15 protein-coding genes are annotated in these 17938 nt (G+C 63.0%); 9 read left to right on the plus strand and 6 right to left on the minus strand.

Annotated elements, in window-relative coordinates; all coding sequences use genetic code 11:
- Positions 1–45: 45 nt before the first annotated feature.
- The 3 genes from AAHM40_RS06990 to AAHM40_RS07000 form a co-directional block, all read right to left on the minus strand.
- Positions 46–1155 (minus strand): ABC transporter ATP-binding protein, encoded by a 1110-nt coding sequence (locus AAHM40_RS06990; protein WP_342243997.1) that lies wholly within the window; start codon positions 1153–1155, stop codon positions 46–48.
- A 151-nt stretch (positions 1156–1306) separates the two neighbouring features.
- Positions 1307–1936 carry a response regulator transcription factor gene (locus AAHM40_RS06995; protein ID WP_342243998.1) on the minus strand — a complete coding sequence of 210 codons (630 nt, stop codon included), beginning with the start codon at positions 1934–1936 and terminating at the stop codon, positions 1307–1309.
- Positions 1933–4323 (minus strand): PAS domain-containing sensor histidine kinase, encoded by a 2391-nt coding sequence (locus AAHM40_RS07000; RefSeq protein WP_342243999.1) that lies wholly within the window; start codon positions 4321–4323, stop codon positions 1933–1935. Before AAHM40_RS07000 ends, AAHM40_RS06995 begins: the two co-directional genes overlap by 4 nt.
- Positions 4324–4457: 134 nt before the next feature.
- Between AAHM40_RS07000 and AAHM40_RS07005 the strand changes: the two genes are divergently transcribed.
- On the plus strand, positions 4458–5477 hold the full coding sequence (locus AAHM40_RS07005) for an alpha/beta hydrolase family protein (protein ID WP_342244000.1): 1020 nt from the start codon (positions 4458–4460) through the stop codon (positions 5475–5477).
- 15 nt (positions 5478–5492) lie between these two features.
- Here AAHM40_RS07005 and AAHM40_RS07010 read toward each other — a convergent pair whose 3' ends face one another.
- Genes AAHM40_RS07010 through AAHM40_RS07020 form a run of 3 tightly spaced genes read right to left on the minus strand, consistent with a single transcriptional unit; the run spans position 5493 to position 7955 of the window.
- Positions 5493–6260: a TerB family tellurite resistance protein gene (locus AAHM40_RS07010; RefSeq protein ID WP_342244001.1), complete on the minus strand. Its 768-nt coding sequence runs from the start codon at positions 6258–6260 to the stop codon at positions 5493–5495.
- A gap of 1 nt (position 6261) precedes the next feature.
- Complete coding sequence (murU, locus tag AAHM40_RS07015; protein WP_342244002.1) at positions 6262–6933, minus strand: N-acetylmuramate alpha-1-phosphate uridylyltransferase MurU; 672 nt, start codon at positions 6931–6933, stop codon at positions 6262–6264.
- Positions 6930–7955 (minus strand): aminoglycoside phosphotransferase family protein, encoded by a 1026-nt coding sequence (locus tag AAHM40_RS07020; RefSeq protein WP_342244097.1) that lies wholly within the window; start codon positions 7953–7955, stop codon positions 6930–6932. Before AAHM40_RS07020 ends, murU begins: the two co-directional genes overlap by 4 nt.
- Positions 7956–8081: 126 nt before the next feature.
- Here AAHM40_RS07020 and AAHM40_RS07025 point away from each other — a divergent pair, with 126 nt between their 5' ends.
- From AAHM40_RS07025 to AAHM40_RS07060, 8 genes are all read left to right on the plus strand, one after another.
- Complete coding sequence (locus AAHM40_RS07025) at positions 8082–10859, plus strand: LPS-assembly protein LptD (RefSeq protein WP_342244003.1); 2778 nt, start codon at positions 8082–8084, stop codon at positions 10857–10859.
- On the plus strand, positions 10840–12132 hold the full coding sequence (locus tag AAHM40_RS07030) for a peptidylprolyl isomerase (protein WP_342244004.1): 1293 nt from the start codon (positions 10840–10842) through the stop codon (positions 12130–12132). Before AAHM40_RS07025 ends, AAHM40_RS07030 begins: the two co-directional genes overlap by 20 nt.
- Positions 12133–12206: 74 nt before the next feature.
- Positions 12207–13205: a 4-hydroxythreonine-4-phosphate dehydrogenase PdxA gene (pdxA, locus tag AAHM40_RS07035; protein WP_342244005.1), complete on the plus strand. Its 999-nt coding sequence runs from the start codon at positions 12207–12209 to the stop codon at positions 13203–13205.
- Between the two features lie 122 nt (positions 13206–13327).
- Positions 13328–14134: a 16S rRNA (adenine(1518)-N(6)/adenine(1519)-N(6))-dimethyltransferase RsmA gene (gene rsmA / locus AAHM40_RS07040; RefSeq protein ID WP_342244006.1), complete on the plus strand. Its 807-nt coding sequence runs from the start codon at positions 13328–13330 to the stop codon at positions 14132–14134.
- A gap of 31 nt (positions 14135–14165) precedes the next feature.
- Positions 14166–14546 (plus strand): Co2+/Mg2+ efflux protein ApaG, encoded by a 381-nt coding sequence (apaG, locus tag AAHM40_RS07045; RefSeq protein ID WP_342244007.1) that lies wholly within the window; start codon positions 14166–14168, stop codon positions 14544–14546.
- An 11-nt stretch (positions 14547–14557) separates the two neighbouring features.
- Positions 14558–15385, plus strand: coding sequence for a symmetrical bis(5'-nucleosyl)-tetraphosphatase (locus tag AAHM40_RS07050; RefSeq protein WP_342244008.1), 828 nt, complete (start codon positions 14558–14560; stop codon positions 15383–15385).
- A complete protein-coding gene (glpE, locus tag AAHM40_RS07055; protein WP_342244009.1) occupies positions 15378–15707 on the plus strand; it encodes a thiosulfate sulfurtransferase GlpE in 330 nt (109 codons plus the stop codon). The genes AAHM40_RS07050 and glpE overlap by 8 nt, the downstream gene beginning before the upstream one ends.
- Before the next feature lie 288 nt (positions 15708–15995).
- On the plus strand, positions 15996–17918 hold the full coding sequence (locus AAHM40_RS07060) for a PrkA family serine protein kinase (protein WP_342244010.1): 1923 nt from the start codon (positions 15996–15998) through the stop codon (positions 17916–17918).
- The last annotated feature ends 20 nt before the right edge of the window (positions 17919–17938 follow it).

Consider the following 17938-nt stretch of genomic DNA (forward strand, 5'->3'; position numbering starts at 1 on the left):
ATTTTCTCCACAGTGCAGGGTTGCTAATGCCTTGGCGCCGCCGCGTCATTCCGCCAGAAGCGGGTCCAGTGCGCGGACGTGCTCCACTTGCCAGCCGAGCGGCACCACATCGCCTACCGCCAGTGCGGGGTCGAGCTCAGCAATAGGTTGCTTGACGAAGAAATCGGGCTTGCCGCACACCTCCATGCGGATACGCACGTGATCGCCCAGGTAGATGAACTCGGCAACGCGCCCGGAAAAGCGATTCGCGCAGCTCTCGCTGTGGCCATTCAGGCGTATGCGCTCCGGACGGATCGACAAGGTCACCGACTCACCCGGCTTGCCGACGTTGATCGCCAGCGCCTCGATCTTCTCGCCACGGGCCAGACGCACCACGCAGCGATCGCCGTCGTGGCTTTCCAGCTGCCCGTTCAAGCGGTTGTTCTCACCGATGAAGTTCGCCACGAAGGTGTTGCGCGGCAGCTCGTAGAGCTCGCGCGGCGGGGCGATCTGCTGGATCTCACCCTGGTGGAACACGGCCACGCGGTCGGACATGGTCAGGGCTTCGCCCTGGTCGTGGGTCACGTAGACCACGGTCACGCCGAGGCGTTGATGGATGTGCTTGATCTCCATCTGCATGTGTTCACGCAGCTGCTTGTCCAGCGCGCCGAGGGGTTCGTCCATCAACACCAGCTGAGGTTCGAACACCAGGGCACGGGCCAGGGCGACACGCTGCTGCTGACCGCCGGAGAGCTGGCCCGGGTAGCGGTTGCGGAAGGCGTCGAGCTGGACCATGGAGAGCGCACGCTTGACCCGCTCGCTGGCGTCGGTCTTGCTCATGCCGCGCACCGAGAGCGGGAACGCTAGGTTCTCGGCCACTGTCATGTGCGGGAACAATGCGTAGTTCTGGAACACCATGCCGATGTCGCGCTTGTGCGGCGGCACGTTGTTAATGGAGCGACCGGCCAGGAGAATCTCGCCGCTGGTGGGGGTTTCGAACCCGGCGAGCATCATCAGGCTGGTGGTCTTGCCGGAGCCGGATGGCCCGAGCAGGGTGAGGAATTCGCCTTTGCGAATGTCCAGGTTGAGGTCTTTGACGATCAGGGTCTCGCCGTCGTAGCTCTTCTGCACGCCGCGAAAGCTGACCAGGATGTCGTTGCCTTGTGTCTCGGCCATAACCGCACCTTTGTTTTTGTGTCTGCCGTAGACAAAAGCCTAGAGAAGGCAGCAGGTCACGCAAATCGGGCGGTATGAGAGATTGCTATAAGGCTTAGAGAGGATTTCTTGTAGGGATCGCCCTACAAATCAGAGCGCGATTATCGGACATTCACAGCAGCTTGTGCTCCACGGCGTATTTCACCAGGTCCGCCACGGAATGCAGCCCTAGTTTCTGCATCAGGCGGGCCTTGTGGGTGCTTATCGTCTTGCTGCTGACCGCCAGTTGCTGGGCGATTTCGTTCACCCCTTCGCCCCGCACCAGACGCTCGAACACCGAGAATTCCCGCTCCGAGAGCAAGGTATGGGCGGGGCGGGCATCGGTCAGCCCCACCTCGAAGACCATGCGGTCGGCCAGGTCCGGATCGATGTAGCGACCTCCCGTAGCCACCTTGCGAATGGCGGTGAGCAACAGGGCCGGGTCGCTGTCCTTGGTGGCATAACCGGCGGCGCCGATCTTCAGCGCCCGCGCGGCCATCTGCGCCTCGTCGTGCATGGACAGCACCAGTACCGCTGGCGGATTTGTCAGGGCGCGGATGCGAGGAATGGCTTCCAGGCCGTTGACGCCGGGCATGGAGATATCCAGCAGTACCACCTCGCAGGGCGTCTGGCGCAGGGTTTCCATCAGTTGCTCACCATTGCCAGCTTCACCTACTACGCAAAGGTCCTTGGCCAGCCCGATCAGTTGCTTGATGCCCTCGCGGACGATGGTGTGGTCTTCGGCTACCAGTACTCGGATCACGCTGCTTTCTCCTTATCCAATGCCACGCGTACACAGAGGGTGGTGCCCTCCCCTGGTTGGCTCTCTATCTGCAGGCTGCCGCCCAGCATCAGCACCCGCTCGCGCATGCCCACCAGGCCGAAGGAGCTGCCACGCGCGACGCGGGTGTCGAACCCTCGACCGTCATCGCTGATCCGCAGGCAGAGCATGCCGTCTTCCTCGCAGAGACGAACCGCGACAGTATGCGCTTCGGCATGACGCATGACGTTGGTCAGCGCCTCCTGCAGCACCCGGAACAGCCCCACCGCCTTGGCATCGGACAGCTGCGGCAGTTGCTCGGGCACTTCCACCAAGCAGGGAATTTGAGTGCGCGCCTCGAAACGCCGTGCCTGCCATTCGATGGCCGAGGCGATACCTGCATCGAGGATGGGTGGCCTCAGCGCGGTGGCGACATCGCGCACCAACTGGAAGAGCTGAGCGATCAACCGTTTCATGCTGTCCAGACGCTCGCGCAGGCCCGCATCGAGCCCTGCGAAAGCCAGCTCGCACATGGACGTTTCCAGCTTGAGCACCGTGAGCACCTGGCCCAGCTCGTCATGCACTTCGCGAGCGATACGCGCCTTCTCTTCTTCGCGCACGCTTTCCAGGTGCGCCGAGAGGTCGCGCAACTGGGCACGGGATGCGGCCAGTTCCAGCTCGATCTGCTTGTTGCCGGTGATGTCCCAGACCACGCCGTCCCAAACCGCACGACCGTCGTCGAAGACCCGCGCACTGGCCTTGATGTCGGCCCAGCGCAGTTCGCCGTCACGGGTAAGGATTCGCCCTTGCCAGTGCCAATCTCGATCGGCGTCCAGCGCCTGGGTCTGGCTGTCCCAGTAGCCATCGCGGTCTTCCGGATGGACCAGGCCACGAATGCCGCGCCCGGTATCCAGCAGCTCGCTTGCGCTGTAGCCCACCAGTCCCTCGCTACCTTCGCCGATGAACGCAAAATTCGACGGCGCGCCGGCCTTCGGTCGTTCCAGCCGGAACACCAGCCCAGGAACGTTGGAAGCGATGCCCTTGAGGCGCGCTTCGCTTTCCTCCAACGCCTCACGGGCGCGACGGCGCTCGGTGGCATCGGAGAGGAAGACCACCAGGTACTCCGAGGAACCAAAGCGCAGGAAGCTCAGCGACACATCTGCCGGCAGCCAGCTGCCGTCCGGCCGCAGGCTGCGCGTCTCGAAGCTCAGCGGACCCTCGTCGCTATTGCGCGCGCGGCGCCAGAGGTTCAGCCAGCGATCCATGTTCAGTTCGGGCTGGAAGTCCGCCAGGGGCCGGTCCGCCAGGCTACCCGGTGCATAGCCGAGCATCTGTTCGGCAGCTCGGTTGGCGTAACGCACATGGCTGTCCCAGTTCACCCAGAGAATGCCGAGTGTGCTGTGGTCGATGGAGAACTGGGTGAGGCGCAGGGCTTCCTCGGCCGCTTCGCGCAACTGCAGCGCCTGGCGGGCATCGAGCAGTTGCCGTTCAAGCCTGCGCCGCTGTCGACGCAGCCAGGCGATGATGGCCGCAGCGGCCAACAGCAGTACGCCGAGCAGCAGGCTGAGGTTCTGCCAGAAGCCGGCGGACTCACCCAGGCGGGGGTACTTGGGTTGCAGCCAGCGCTCGTGGAGTTGGTCGAGGTCTTTGGCTGGCAGGCTGCGCAGGGCGATATCGACGATGGACGCCAATTCCGGCCAGTCGCGCCGCGAGGCCACTCGCAGCAGCTGTGGAAAACCAATGTCCGCCACCACGGCGAGCCCGGCGAACTCCTGTTCACGGGACAATCGACTGAGCTGGGCCTCGTCCAGTACGGCATAACGCACCTGCTCGGCGAGCAATGCCTGCAAGGCCTGCCGTTCGCTAGCCACGGGCTTGAGGTTGAGGTTGGAGTATGTGGCTCGCAGGTAGTCGGCCACCGCGCTGGGCTCGCGCAGGGCAACCGGGGAGGTGGCGTCCAACTGCTCCAGATCCACCGCCGCGTTGCCCTCTCGCTCCCCAACCATCAATTGCGAGACCCGCATATACGGGTCGGAAAATAACCAGAGGCGCAGTCCGGCGGGTGTCTGGCCAAGGCCCGGAGCCAAATCGATCTGCCCGGCACGCAAGGCCTGCTCCAGCTCGCCCAGGCTGTCGTAGGTACGCCAGACCAGTTCCACCCCCATGGACGTGGCCAGCCAGTTCATCAACTCGACGTTGGCCCCCGAGAGCTGCTGCAGGCGACGGTCCAACTGGACATAGGGCGCCTGCAACACGGCACCAACGCGGAGTTGGCTATGGTTCTCGAGCCATTGTCGCTGGCTCTCTTCCAGCGGCAGCTGGGCAGGTGCCGCCGATACGGGTATCGCCAGGCAGCAGGCAAACAACAGGGAAAGGAGCGCACGCATCATCGAAAGCCAACCGCAACGAGGAGAACAGCCGACATACCTTACTCCAGCCTCGACGAACCATGCGAAGGCACAGCCTGACAAAGATCCATCGAGCCATTAGGCTCCTGCTTTCCAGCTCGACCAGGAAATCCCAGATGCCCCGCGTCTTTCGCCCGACCCTTGCGGCCCTTTGCCTCGCCCTGCTGCCCGCGTCTCCCGCCCTGCTGGCGGAAGAAGAGGCCGCAACCATGTCCAAGGAATCCGCACCAACGCTAGAGCGCGCGCCCCTGGTGGAGCGCAGCCAGGAGGAAGCCGCCAACCTGGAGCGGCAGCTCCCGAGCCGGGAGCAACAAACGCTCGTGGCCGGTGAAGAGGCGTTCCTTGCACTCTGGCAGCCGGCCAATGTGAGCAATCCCAACGGCCTGGTAATCCTCCTGCCCGGCGAGGGCGAAAGTGCCGATTGGCCAGAAGCCATAGGCCCGTTGCGGCGTCAGCTTCCGAACGCTGGCTGGAGCACCCTCGCACTGACCCTGCCGGACCCCAGCGGCAACCCGCCGCCACCGCGTCCGGTGAAAACCGAAGAACCGACCAAGGCGGAACCCGCGGTAAGCCCGGAGAAGGCGCAGGAGGAAGGCCCGGCCAATACCGAACAGGCCGGCAGCGCCGAGCCCAATACCGACCCGGCACCTCCAGCGCTGTCTCGCGACGCCATTCAGAAGGCCCAGACCGATCGGGTATTCGCCCGCATCGAAGCGGCCCTGGCCTTCGCCCGCCAGCAGAAGCCGAAATCCATCGTGCTACTGGGGCACGGCAGCGGCGCCTACTGGGCAACGCAATTCCTCACTGCCCATGAACCGAAGGACGTACGCAACCTCTTGCTGGTTGCAGCAGAGCTGCCCCCCGGCTATGAACCGGCGTTGGAAGATTCGTTGCCTGAACTGAAACTGGCCACCGGCGACTTCTACTACAAGGACCAGCCCACGGACCGCGATGCAGCTCTGCGACGCCTCCAGGCGAGCAAACGACAGCAACACCCGGCCTACATCCAGATCGCCATGAAGGCGCTGCCGGCCGATCCCGACATCGAGCAGGAACAACTGATCCGGCGCATTCGCGGGTGGCTGAGCCTGCATCTGGAAGCGGACAGCGGCAAGTCCCCGGCCGGGGACGGTTGAACGACGAACGAGCAATCAACGAAAGCCGTGACGCTCACGGATCAAGTTATACGCACTGTGCAGTTCACGAGTGCGGTCAGTGGCGGCGCGCACCACGGCCTGGCTGGCGCCTGACCCGGCAAGCTTGTCCGGATGGCTCTGGCTCAGCAGGCGGCGGTAGGCTCGCTTGATCACCGCGGGTTCGCAATCGGCGGTCACGCCCAGCAAGGTCAACGCCTCTTTGTAGCTATTGCTGCGTTTGGGCGGCAGGCGCTGAGGCGTGTCATAGCCGGCCCCAAGGGTCTCCACCCGAGATGCCGAGAAACCAAGCCAGCGCCCCCATTGCAGGATGAGCTCGCGCTCGCACTGGCCGATCCGGCCATCGGCCGCAGCCATCTGCCAGCAACTGCGCAGCAGGCGTTCGACCGTCAGACGTTCGTCCTTCAATTTGCACAGGCAGGGACGCAGGTTGTCGCCGCCCGCTTTACCCCGGTTGAAAGCGGCAATCGCGCGGCGGGTGCCAGCCTCGTCCAACCCAAGACGCTTCATTTCGGATCGCGCCTGCTGGATATGAGCTTCTTGCACACGGCCATCGCTCTTGGCCAGACGACCGAGCAGGATGAACAGCAGGTCCTGCTGGTCAATGGCAGGATCGCCGCGCAGCCGGGCACGCAGGGCGCTCCAGGAATCCAGCGCCAGACGGCGATCGAGCACATGCCCCAGGAGCCCGCCGAGCATGGCCCCTGGAATGCTCGCCAAGGCGAATCCGGCGGCGGCGCCGATCAGGGTGGCGGGCCAGACCAACTCAGGCCTCCGCCAGCAACAGGCTTTCGACTTCCGCCAGGCGCTCGTGGGTACCGACATCTACCCAGCGCCCGCGGAAATGCTCGCCGCTCACCTGGCCGGCAAGCATCGCCCGTCTCAGTAGCGGCGCCAGCTTGAAGGCTCCCGCTTGGCAGCCCTCGAACAGGCGCGGATGGAGCACGGCAATACCGCTGTAGGTAAGGCTCGGCTCCCCGTCCACGGCATCACTCACCCGGCCGCTGTCCAGGCGGAAGTCACCGTGCGGGTGATGCGCCGGGTTATCCACCAGTACCAGGTGGGCCAAGCCGTCCAGTGGTCGGCGCAGGTGGTTGAAGTCGAAGTCGGTCCAGACATCACCGTTGACCACGAGGAAAGGTTCGTCCCCCAGCAGCGGCAACGCGCGGAAGATGCCACCCCCGGTTTCCAGCGGCTCCCCTTCAGCGGAAAAACGGATGGACAGGCCAAAGCGTGCGCCATCGCCCAGGTGATCCTCGATCTGCTGGCCCAGCCAGGCATGGTTGATCACCAGCTCACGGAAACCGGCCTGCTCCAGGGCGCGAAGATGGAACTCGATCAGCGGAGTGCCCGCGGCACGGACCAGCGGCTTTGGGGTATGCAAGGTCAGCGGACGCATGCGCTCACCCTTGCCAGCGGCAAGAATCATGGCCTTCATGGTTGGCTGACCTCGTCCTTGGGCAGGCTGGCCAGCAGGTCACCCAGCTCGACCAGCTCGGGGCGACGTTCGATCACTGCCTTTATATAGGCGAAGAATCGCGGCACATCACCCAGGTACTTGGGCTTGCCGTCGCGGTGGCAGATTCGCGCGAAGATGCCGATGACCTTGAGATGGCGCTGCACACCCATCAGGTCGCTGGCGCGATGGAACTCGGCGAAATCCGCCTGGACCGGAATCCCCTCCTCACGTGCCTGGTTCCAGTAACGCTCCAGCCAACCGGCAACGCGCGCCTCTGGCCAACTGAGGAAAGCGTCCTTGAACAGGCAGGTAACGTCGTAGGTGACCGGACCGTAGACCGCATCCTGAAAATCCAGCACACCGGGATTGGGCGCGCTGAGCATCAGGTTGCGCGGCATGTAGTCACGGTGCACCAGCACCTTGGCCTGGGCCAGGGCGCTATCGATCAGCCGGTCGGAGATGCGCTGCCAGGCGGCCAGGCGCTCACCTTCCAGCTCGACGCCCAGATGGCGCTGCAGGTACCACTCGGGGAAGAGCTGCAGCTCACGGCGCAGCAAGGCGTCGTCGTAACTGGGCATGGGCACGTCGAGACTGCGCTTCTGGAAAGTCAGCAGCGCCTGCAGGGCGTCATCGAACAACTGATCAGCGTTCTCGCTGTTGATCACGTCGAGGTAGGTCTGGCGCCCCAGGTCGTCGAGAACAAGGAAGCCTTGCTCCACATCGGCCGCCAGGATGCGCGGCACATGCACCCCCGCTTCGGCGAGCATTCCGGCCACCTTCACGAACGGCCGGCAGTCCTCGCGGGGCGGCGGGGCGTCCATCAGGATCAGGGTGCGGCCTTCGGCCTCCCAGCGGAAATAACGACGAAAGCTGGCATCGCTGCTGGCTGGAACCAGCTCGGCGGCAGGCACGGGGCCCCAGCCTTGGGCAGCGAACAGGGTCGGCAACTGCTGGTCCAGCCATTGGCTCAGCTGCTGAAGGCGAAGGTCTTCATGGTGCATCAGGTGGTCTCCGGCGGCGCTAGCCGTTGTGCGGGTCATGCTTTATTATCCAGCATCTTTTTCAGCCCATCGAGAGGCGTGCGGCCCCAGCGGGCCGAAGGCGCGCAGGAAGCCCGGACTAACAAGATGGCAGTAAGATCCCCCGCGTTTCGTAAAAAGTTCCCTCTGCTGGTGACCGGCAGCCTGCTGGCCCTTCAGCCAGTAGCCACCTCATTCGTCGTCGCCGCCGAGCAGTTCGACTGCCAGGCTTCCGCCACTGGAAGCTGGGCGTGCGCGCCCAAAGCCAGCGCCGAGAGCCTGCCGCCACGCCCTGTTCACAGCGGCAGCGCCGTGAGTTCGACCACTGGCGGTGCTACCCAGGCCCCCGAAGGCAGCGAAGCTGAAGGCAGCAAGGCCACCTTGGTGACCGAAGCCGAAGGCAAGGGGCTGACGTCCCGCAGCGCCGACTACAGTCACCTCGACTGGGTACCGCGAGACAAGCTCACGCCCGCGCAGTTGGCCGAAGCCGGTCCCTATTGCGCCGGCGCTTATATAGAGCCGCCGCGTCCGGGCATGGACGATGACACGCCCATGGAGGATGCGCCCACCTATATCTCCGCCAAGGCCTCGCGCTACGAGCAGGAAAAGCAGATCGCCACCCTCGCCGGTGATGTCGTGCTTCGCCAGGGCAGCATGCAGGTAGAGGCCGACGAAGCCAACCTGCACCAGGCGGAAAACCGCGGTGAACTGGTCGGAAACGTCAAGCTGCGTGACAACGGCGCCCTTGTCGTCGGCGATCACGCCGAGCTGCAACTGGACAACGGCGAAGCCAAGGTCGACAACGCCGAGTACGTCCTGCACCAGTCGCACACCCGCGGTAGCGCGCTCTACGCCAAGCGCCAGGAAGACGCCATCATTCGCCTGAAGGACGGCACCTACACCCGCTGTGAACCGGGTGACAATGCCTGGCACCTGAAAGGCAACAACATCAAGCTGAACCCGGCTACCGGCTTTGGCACCGCGACCAACGTCACACTGCGGGTCAAGGACATTCCGGTGTTCTACACCCCGTACATCTATTTCCCGATCGACGACCGTCGCCAGTCCGGCTTCCTGCCACCGACCATCGGCAGCAGCACCGACACCGGCTTCCTGCTGGTCACGCCCTACTACTTCAACTTGGCACCGAACTACGACGCCACCCTGTACCCACGCTACATGGCCAAGCGCGGCATGATGATGGAAGGCGAGTTCCGCTACCTGACCCACAGCAGCGAAGGCCAGTTGGGCGCCGCCTACCTGGACGACCAGGAAGACGAGCGCAAGCTCATGTCCGAGTACGAGAAAAAACGCTGGCTGTACAGCTGGAAACACACCGGCGGTCTGGACTCCCGCCTGCTGGCCGAAGTCGACTACACCGACATCAGCGACCCGTACTACTTCGACGACCTGGATACCGACCTGAGCGTCAGTACTCCGACTTTCGTAAACCAGCGCGGAACCCTGACCTACCGCGGCGATTCCTATACCGCAAAACTGAATGCTCACGCCTACGAGCAGGCGACTATTACCGATACCACGCCGTATGACCGTCTTCCGCAGATCACCTTCAACGGTGTTTTGCCCTACCGGCCCGCCGGCTTGAGCTTTGCCTACAACACCGAGTTTGTGCGCTTCGACCGCGACTTGCGCAAAGGCAACTTCACCGATATCGACGGTAATTCCTCCCCCTGGAATGACAACAACGTGCGCGGCCTCGCCCGTTCCAATGGCGATCGTACCCACTTGGAACCGATCGTCAGCTTGCCGATGAACTGGACCTGGGGCTTCGTGAAACCGCAGATCAAGTACACCTACACTCAGTACGAGCTGGACCTCGACCAGCGCGGCAAGAGTACGCTGCTGGCCGAGCAGACCTTCCATGGCAGCCAGGATCGCCAGGTTCCGATTTACAGCGTCGACAGTGGTCTCTACTTCGACCGCAAGACTCAGTTCTTCGGCAAGGACTATACCCAGACGCTAGAGCCGCGCCTGTTCTACCTCTACGTTCCGGAAGAAGATCAGACCGATATCCCAGTGTTCGACACCGGTGAGTACACCTTCAACTACGCCCAGCTCTTCCGCGATAACCGCTTCTCCGGCCGCGACCGCATTGGCGACGCCAACCAGATCTCCTTAGGCGTGACGAACCGCTGGATCGAGTCCAACGGCTTCGAACGCCAGCGTTTCAGCATCGGTCAGGCGTTTTACTTCCAGGACCGCAAGGTGCAGCTCCCCGGAATCGATGCCGACACCCGCGCCGATGCCCAATCCTCGGTTTCACCCTATGCACTGGATTACCTCTACCGTTTCAATCGCGATTGGCGCCTGAGCTCCAACTTCAACTGGGATCCGGATTCCCATCGCACTCGTTCCGGCGCGGCGATGTTCCACTACCAGCCGGAAGACAATCCGAACAAGGTGGTCAATGCCGGCTATCGCTACCGCAACGACGCCGTCCGCTACGATCAGTCCACTGGTAACTGGGTGGTTGGCGGCGGTGACTTCGGCACCCCGGGCACCCCGGGCTTCATCGAGGACTACTACAAGATCAGCCAGCACGACTTCTCGGTCATCTGGCCAGTGGTCCCGCAATGGAGCGCTATTGCTCGCTGGCAGTACGACTACAATCGCGACCGTACCCTGGAAGCCTTCGGCGGCTTCGAGTACGACAACTGCTGCTGGAAGCTGCGCCTGATCAACCGCTACTGGGTGGACTACGACGAGTTCGACCAGACGCCGGATACAGCCAACGAAAGCGGCGACCGCGGGATCTTCCTGCAAATCGTCCTGAAGGGCCTCGGCGGCATCGTGGGCAACAAGGCCGAAGGCTTCCTGGAAAAAGGCATTCAAGGTTACCGTGAACGTGAAGACCAAGCTCTCTGATTGTCTGCGCCCGCTGTTGCTGGGCGCCCTGCTCCTCGGCGGCACTGCGCACGCCGAGGTTCGCTCCATCGACCGCGTGGTCGCCATTGTCGACAACGACGTAATCATGCAGAGCCAGCTGGATCAGCGCCTGCGTGAAGTGCAGCAGACCATCGCCAAGCGCGGCGCCTCGCTACCACCTGAGCATGTGCTCAACCAGCAAGTGCTGGAGCGCCTGATCATCGAGAATATTCAACTGCAGATCGGTGATCGTTCCGGCATCCGTATTGCTGACGAAGAACTGAATCAGGCCATCGAAGCCATTGCCCAGCGTAACGGCATGACGGTCGACCAGTTCCGCGGCGCCCTGTCCCGCGACGGCCTGTCCTACGACGACGCCCGCGACCAGGTGCGCCGTGAGATGGTCATCAGCCGTGTGCGTCAGCGCCGCGTGGCGGAGCGCATTCAGGTCACCGACCAGGAAGTGCAGAACTTCCTGGCCTCCGACATGGGCAAGATCCAGCTGTCCGAAGAGTTCCGCCTGGCCAACATCCTGATCCCGGTCCCGGAAGGCTCGTCTCCCAGCACCATTCAGGCCGCCGAACGCCAGGTCCAGGAGCTGTACCAGCAGCTGCAGCAAGGTGCCGACTTCACCCAGCTGGCCATCTCTCGCTCCGCCGGTGAAACAGCACTGGAAGGCGGCGAAATCGGCTGGCGCAAAGCCGCACAGCTGCCGCCCCCTTTCGACGGCATGATCAGCGCCCTGCAACCCGGCCAGGTCACCGAGCCGGTTCGCACTCCAGGCGGCTTCATCATCCTGAAGCTTCTGGACAAGCGTGGCGGCGACACCCTGGTTCGCGACGAAGTGCATGTTCGCCACATTCTGCTCAAGCCGAGCGAGATTCGTAGTGAAGCGGATACCAAGCGTCTGGCCGAGCGCCTCTACGAGCGCATCCAGTCCGGCGAAGACTTCGCCGAACTGGCGAAGAGCTTCTCCGAAGACCCGGGCTCTGCTCTCAACGGCGGTGATCTGAACTGGATCGACCCCAATGCACTGGTGCCGGAGTTCCGCGAAGTCATGAGCCAGACCCAGGCAGGCAAACTCTCCAAGCCGTTCAAGAGTCCCTACGGCTGGCATGTGCTGGAAGTGCTGGGCCGCCGCGCCACGGACAGCAGCGAGCAGTTCCGCGAGCAGCAGGCCATGAACATCCTGCGCAATCGCAAGTACGACGAGGAACTGCAGGCCTGGCTGCGCCAGATCCGCGACGAGGCCTACGTCGAAACCAAGCTGTAATCACACGGGTCGCAGGACAGCGCGCTGGCGGTACAATCACCGCCAACGCGCTGGACACCACGCAAGGACCCGGAATGAACCCTCTCCGCTTCGCCCTCACCCCTGGTGAACCTGCCGGCATCGGCCCCGACCTATGCCTGCTCCTCTCCCGCTCCGCCCAGCCCCACGCCCTGATCGCCATCGCCAGCCGCAGCCTGCTTGAACAGCGCGCCGCTGAATTGGGCCTGTCCATCCAACTGATCGATGTCGATCCCTCCCGGCTTCCGGACGCCCCGGCCCCCGCCGGCAGCCTTTTTGTCTGGGATACGCCACTGCGGGCAGCGGTCAAACCAGGCCAACTGTCACCGGAGAACGCGGAGTATGTGCTGGCGACCCTGACCCGCGCCGGACAGGGTTGCCTCGATGGCCTCTTCGCCGGGATGATCACCGCGCCGGTGCATAAAGGTGTGATCAACGAAGCTGGCATCGGCTTTTCCGGCCACACCGAGTTCCTCGCCGATCTGACCGCTACTCGCCAAGTGGTGATGATGCTCGCGACCCGAGGCCTGCGCGTGGCACTGGTCACCACCCACCTGCCGCTCAAGGACGTCGCCGCTGCCATCACCCCTGAGCGACTGCAAAAGGTAAGCCGCATCCTGAATGCCGATCTGGTGAACAAGTTCGGTATTGCCCAGCCGCGCATCCTGGTTTGCGGCCTCAACCCCCATGCAGGAGAAGGTGGCCATCTGGGCAGGGAGGAACTGGAAGTCATCGAGCCAACACTGGAAGGCCTGCGCGCCGAAGGCCTGGACCTTATCGGCCCGCTGCCGGCCGACACCCTGTTCACGCCAAAGCATCTGGAGCATTGCGACGCGGTGCTTGCCATGTACCACGACCAGGGGCTGCCGGTACTCAAATACAAGGGGTTCGGCGCCGCCGTGAACGTCACTCTCGGCCTGCCGATCATCCGTACCTCGGTGGACCACGGCACTGCCCTGGATCTGGCTGGCACCGGCCGAATCGACTGCGGCAGCCTGGAAGTCGCGCTGGAAACCGCCTACCAGATGGCCGCCGCGCAGCAACGCAATCAGTGAGCAGCCCCTCCCGCGACGCTTTCTCGGCCAAGCCTTAGGCGGCGCGGGCTGACGCCTGATAAACTGCGCGATCTACGTTTCCACGCCAGGCTCGCCGCCTGGCCCAAGGCCTGGAGCCTTCGATGTCCGAACACTACCAACACCGCGCGCGCAAGCGTTTCGGCCAGAACTTCCTGCACGACGCCGGCGTGATTCATCGCATCCTGCGCAGCATCCACGCCCGCCCAGGCGAGCGCCTGCTGGAGATCGGCCCAGGGCAGGGCGCCCTTACCGAAGGCCTGCTGGCCAGCGGCGCGCAACTGGATGTGGTCGAACTGGACCTGGACCTGATCCCCATCCTGCAGCACAAGTTCGGCCAGTTGCCGAACTTTCGCCTCAACCAGGGCGATGCGCTGAAGTACGATTTCCGCCAGCTCGACGCTGAACCGCACAGCCTTCGGGTGGTGGGCAACCTGCCGTACAACATCTCCACCCCGCTGATTTTCCACCTCCTGGACCACTCAGACCTGATTCGCGACATGCACTTCATGCTGCAGAAGGAGGTGGTCGAACGCCTGGCTGCCGAGCCTGGTGGCGGCGATTGGGGCCGGCTGTCGATCATGGTCCAGTACCACTGCCGGGTGGAGCACCTGTTCAATGTCGGCCCCGGAGCCTTCAACCCGCCGCCCAAGGTGGATTCCGCCATCGTCCGGCTGGTGCCCCACGACGTGTTGCCGCATCCTGCGAAGGACCCTGCACTGCTGGAACGTGTGGTACGCGAAGCCTTCAACCAGCGGCGCAAGACCTTACGCAATACCCTCAAGGGCCTGCTGGACGCCGCCGCCATCGAAGCCGCTGGCGTCGACGGCGGTCTGCGCCCGGAGCAACTCGACCTGGCCGCTTTTGTCCGCCTGGCCGATCAACTGGCCGTGGCCGGCCCCAGGCCCTAGACTCCAATCCCAGCTACTCGAGAGCTTTCGCGTGTCCGATTCCCGCTATAAGGTCGACGTAAGCGTCGTCACCCGCTTCCTCCCGGAACAGTCACAGCCGGACGAGAATCGCTTTGCCTTCGCCTACACCGTGACCATCCAGAACAACGGCGAACTGCCCGCCAAACTGCTCACCCGCCACTGGGTGATCACCGACGGCGACGGTCACGTTCAGGAAGTCCGCGGTGCTGGCGTGATCGGTCAACAGCCCCTGATCGAGGCCGGCGCCAGCCACACCTACACCAGCGGCACAGTGATGGCCACGCGAGTCGGCAGCATGCAGGGCAGCTATCAGATGGTCGCCGAAGACGGCAAACGCTTCGACGCCATCATCGCCCCCTTCCGTCTCGCCGTTCCCGGCTCGCTGCACTGAGGAGGGCCAGCATGACGGCTTATGCGGTTGGCGATATCCAGGGATGTCTGGATCAGCTGAAATGCCTGCTGGAGCAAGTCCGCTTCGACCCGGCCAGGGACCAGCTCTGGCTGGTAGGTGATCTGGTCAATCGTGGCCCCAAATCCCTGGAAACCCTGCGCTTCCTCTATTCCATCCGTGAATCGGTAATCTGCGTACTCGGCAACCACGACCTGCACCTTCTGGCCGTCGCCAACAACATCGAGCGACTGCGCAAGGCCGACACCCTGCGCGAGATCCTCGATGCGCCGGACTGCGCTGACCTGCTGGACTGGCTGCGCCGACAGAAGCTGCTGCATTACGACGAGAAGCGGGACATCGCCCTGGTCCACGCCGGCATCCCGCCACAGTGGTCGCTGAGGAAGGCCCTCAAGCGCGCCGCTGAAGTCGAAGAAGCGCTGCAGGACGACGCTCGCCTGCCGCTGTTCCTCGACGGCATGTATGGCAACGAACCAGCCAAGTGGGACAGCGACCTGCACGGCGTCACCCGCCTGCGCGTCATCACCAATTACTTCACCCGAATGCGTTTCTGTCGCGCCGACGGCACCCTGGACCTCAAATCCAAGGAAGGCCTGGGCACAGCACCGCCCGGCTTCGCCCCCTGGTTCAGCTTCCCCGAGCGCAAGACTCGTGGGCAGAAGATCATCTTCGGCCACTGGGCGTCCCTGGAAGGCAAATGTGACGAACCCGGCCTGTTCGCCCTGGACACTGGCTGTGTCTGGGGCGGCGCCATGACCCTGCTGAACATCGACAGCCGCGAACGCATCAGCTGCAGCTGTGAGGAGAATCGCCATGAGTGAGTTCCAGCGCATCCCCCCCGAACGGGCCCAAGCCCTGCGCGAGCAAGGCGCAGTGGTGGTGGACATCCGCGACCCGCAGAGTTTTGCCCTGGGCCACATCAGTGGTTCACACCACCTGGATAACTACTCCCTTGCCGACTTCATCGCCCATGCCGACTTCGACAAGCCCCTGATCGTTTCCTGCTACCACGGCAACTCGAGCCAGGGCGCGGCTGCCTATCTCGCACATCAGGGCTTCGCCGAGGTCTACAGCCTGGACGGCGGTTTTGAGCTCTGGCGCAGCGCCTATCCCGGCGAAGTCACCCAGAGCAGCGTCGATTGAAATTTTTTCCAGTGAGGCGCAACCCCGCGCCATCACTGGCTTAGCGCCTCCATCCCGACGAACGGTAATCCCTTGTTATCGTTCCGTCATGCTTGACCTTGCCGATAACGAACTACTCTTAGCTCAGGCCATCCAAAAAAGGGGAGAGCCGGTCCACCGGTTCCGGGCCATCGGCAGCGACCATTCAGGTGTTCTGGGGGATTTTCATCGGCCGACCTTCTTCGGCTGACTGCCCGCACCCGCACAACCGACCCCGCGCCGGCTTCCTGTTTCCAGCGAGGTGACGTCATGAGCATTTTCAGCCACTTCCAACAACGCTTCGAAGCGACACGCCAGGAGGAATATTCCCTTCAGGAGTATCTCGACCTGTGCAAGCAGGACCGTAGTGCCTATGCCAGCGCGGCGGAACGCATGCTCTTGGCAATCGGCGATCCGGAACTGCTGGATACCTCGCTAGACCCGCGGCTTTCGCGGATTTTCTCCAACAAGGTGATCCGCCGCTATCCGGCATTTGCGGACTTCCACGGCATGGAAGAATGCATCGACCAGATAGTCGCCTACTTCCGCCATGCCGCCCAAGGCCTGGAAGAGAAGAAACAGATCCTCTACCTGCTGGGTCCGGTCGGCGGCGGCAAATCGTCCCTGGCGGAGAAACTGAAGCAACTGATGGAGCGCGTGCCCTTCTACGCCATCAAGGGCTCTCCCGTATTCGAGTCGCCCCTCGGGCTGTTCAATGCCGACGAGGATGGCGCCATCCTCGAGGAAGAGTACGGCATCCCGCGACGCTACCTGCGTACGGTGATCTCGCCCTGGGCGACCAAACGCCTCAATGAGTTTGGGGGCGATATCAGCAAGTTCCGCGTGGTCAAACTCTACCCCTCGATCCTCAACCAGATCGCTATCGCCAAGACCGAACCAGGTGACGAAAACAACCAGGACATCTCCGCCCTGGTGGGCAAAGTGGATATCCGCAAGCTGGAGGAGTTCCCGCAGAACGACGCCGACGCCTACAGCTACTCGGGCGCGCTGTGCCGGGCCAACCAGGGCCTGATGGAATTCGTCGAGATGTTCAAGGCGCCGATCAAGGTGCTGCACCCGCTGCTGACCGCCACCCAGGAAGGCAACTACAACAGTACCGAAGGCCTTGGCGGCCTGCCCTTCAGCGGCATCATCCTGGCCCACTCCAACGAATCGGAATGGCACAGCTTCCGTAACAACAAGAACAACGAGGCCTTCATCGACCGGATCTACATCGTCAAAGTGCCCTACTGCTTGCGGGTCGCCGACGAGATCAAGATCTACGACAAACTGCTTGTCGGCAGTTCCCTGGCCCACGCCCACTGCGCACCAGACACACTGCGCATGCTGGCGCAGTTCTCCGCGCTGTCGCGCCTGAAGGAGCCGGAAAACTCGAACATCTACTCGAAGATGCGCGTTTACGATGGCGAGAATCTCAAGGATACCGATCCCAAAGCCAAGTCCATCCAGGAATACCGCGACTCCGCCGGCGTGGACGAGGGCATGAACGGGCTATCCACCCGCTTCGCCTTCAAGATTCTTTCCAAGGTGTTCAACTTCGATCCGCACGAAGTGGCGGCCAACCCGGTGCACCTGCTCTATGTGCTGGAACAGCAAATCGAGCAGGAGCAGTTTCCGGCTGAAGTGCGCGAACGCTACCTGCGCTACATCAAGGAGTACCTGGCGCCGCGCTACATCGAGTTCATCGGCAAGGAAATCCAGACCGCCTACCTGGAGTCCTACAGCGAGTACGGCCAGAACATTTTCGACCGCTATGTGCTCTACGCGGACTTCTGGATCCAGGACCAGGAATACCGTGATCCGGAAACCGGCGAAATCCTCAACCGGGTGGCCCTGAACGAGGAACTGGAAAAGATCGAAAAACCAGCCGGCATCAGCAACCCGAAGGATTTCCGCAACGAGATCGTCAACTTCGTTCTCCGCGCCCGGGCCAACAACAACGGCAAGAACCCCAGTTGGCTCAGCTACGAGAAGCTGCGTGTGGTCATCGAGAAGAAAATGTTCTCCAACACCGAAGACCTTCTGCCGGTCATCAGCTTCAACGCCAAGGGCAGCAAGGAGGAGCAGCAGAAGCACAACGACTTCGTCAAACGCATGGTCGAACGCGGCTATACGGAGAAACAGGTACGCCTGCTGTCCGAATGGTACCTGCGGGTACGCAAGTCGCAGTAAAACAGTCTCAAGCTGCAAGC

Source organism: Pseudomonas sp. OTU5201 (genome assembly GCF_038440135.1).
Classification (GTDB): domain Bacteria; phylum Pseudomonadota; class Gammaproteobacteria; order Pseudomonadales; family Pseudomonadaceae; genus Metapseudomonas; species Metapseudomonas resinovorans.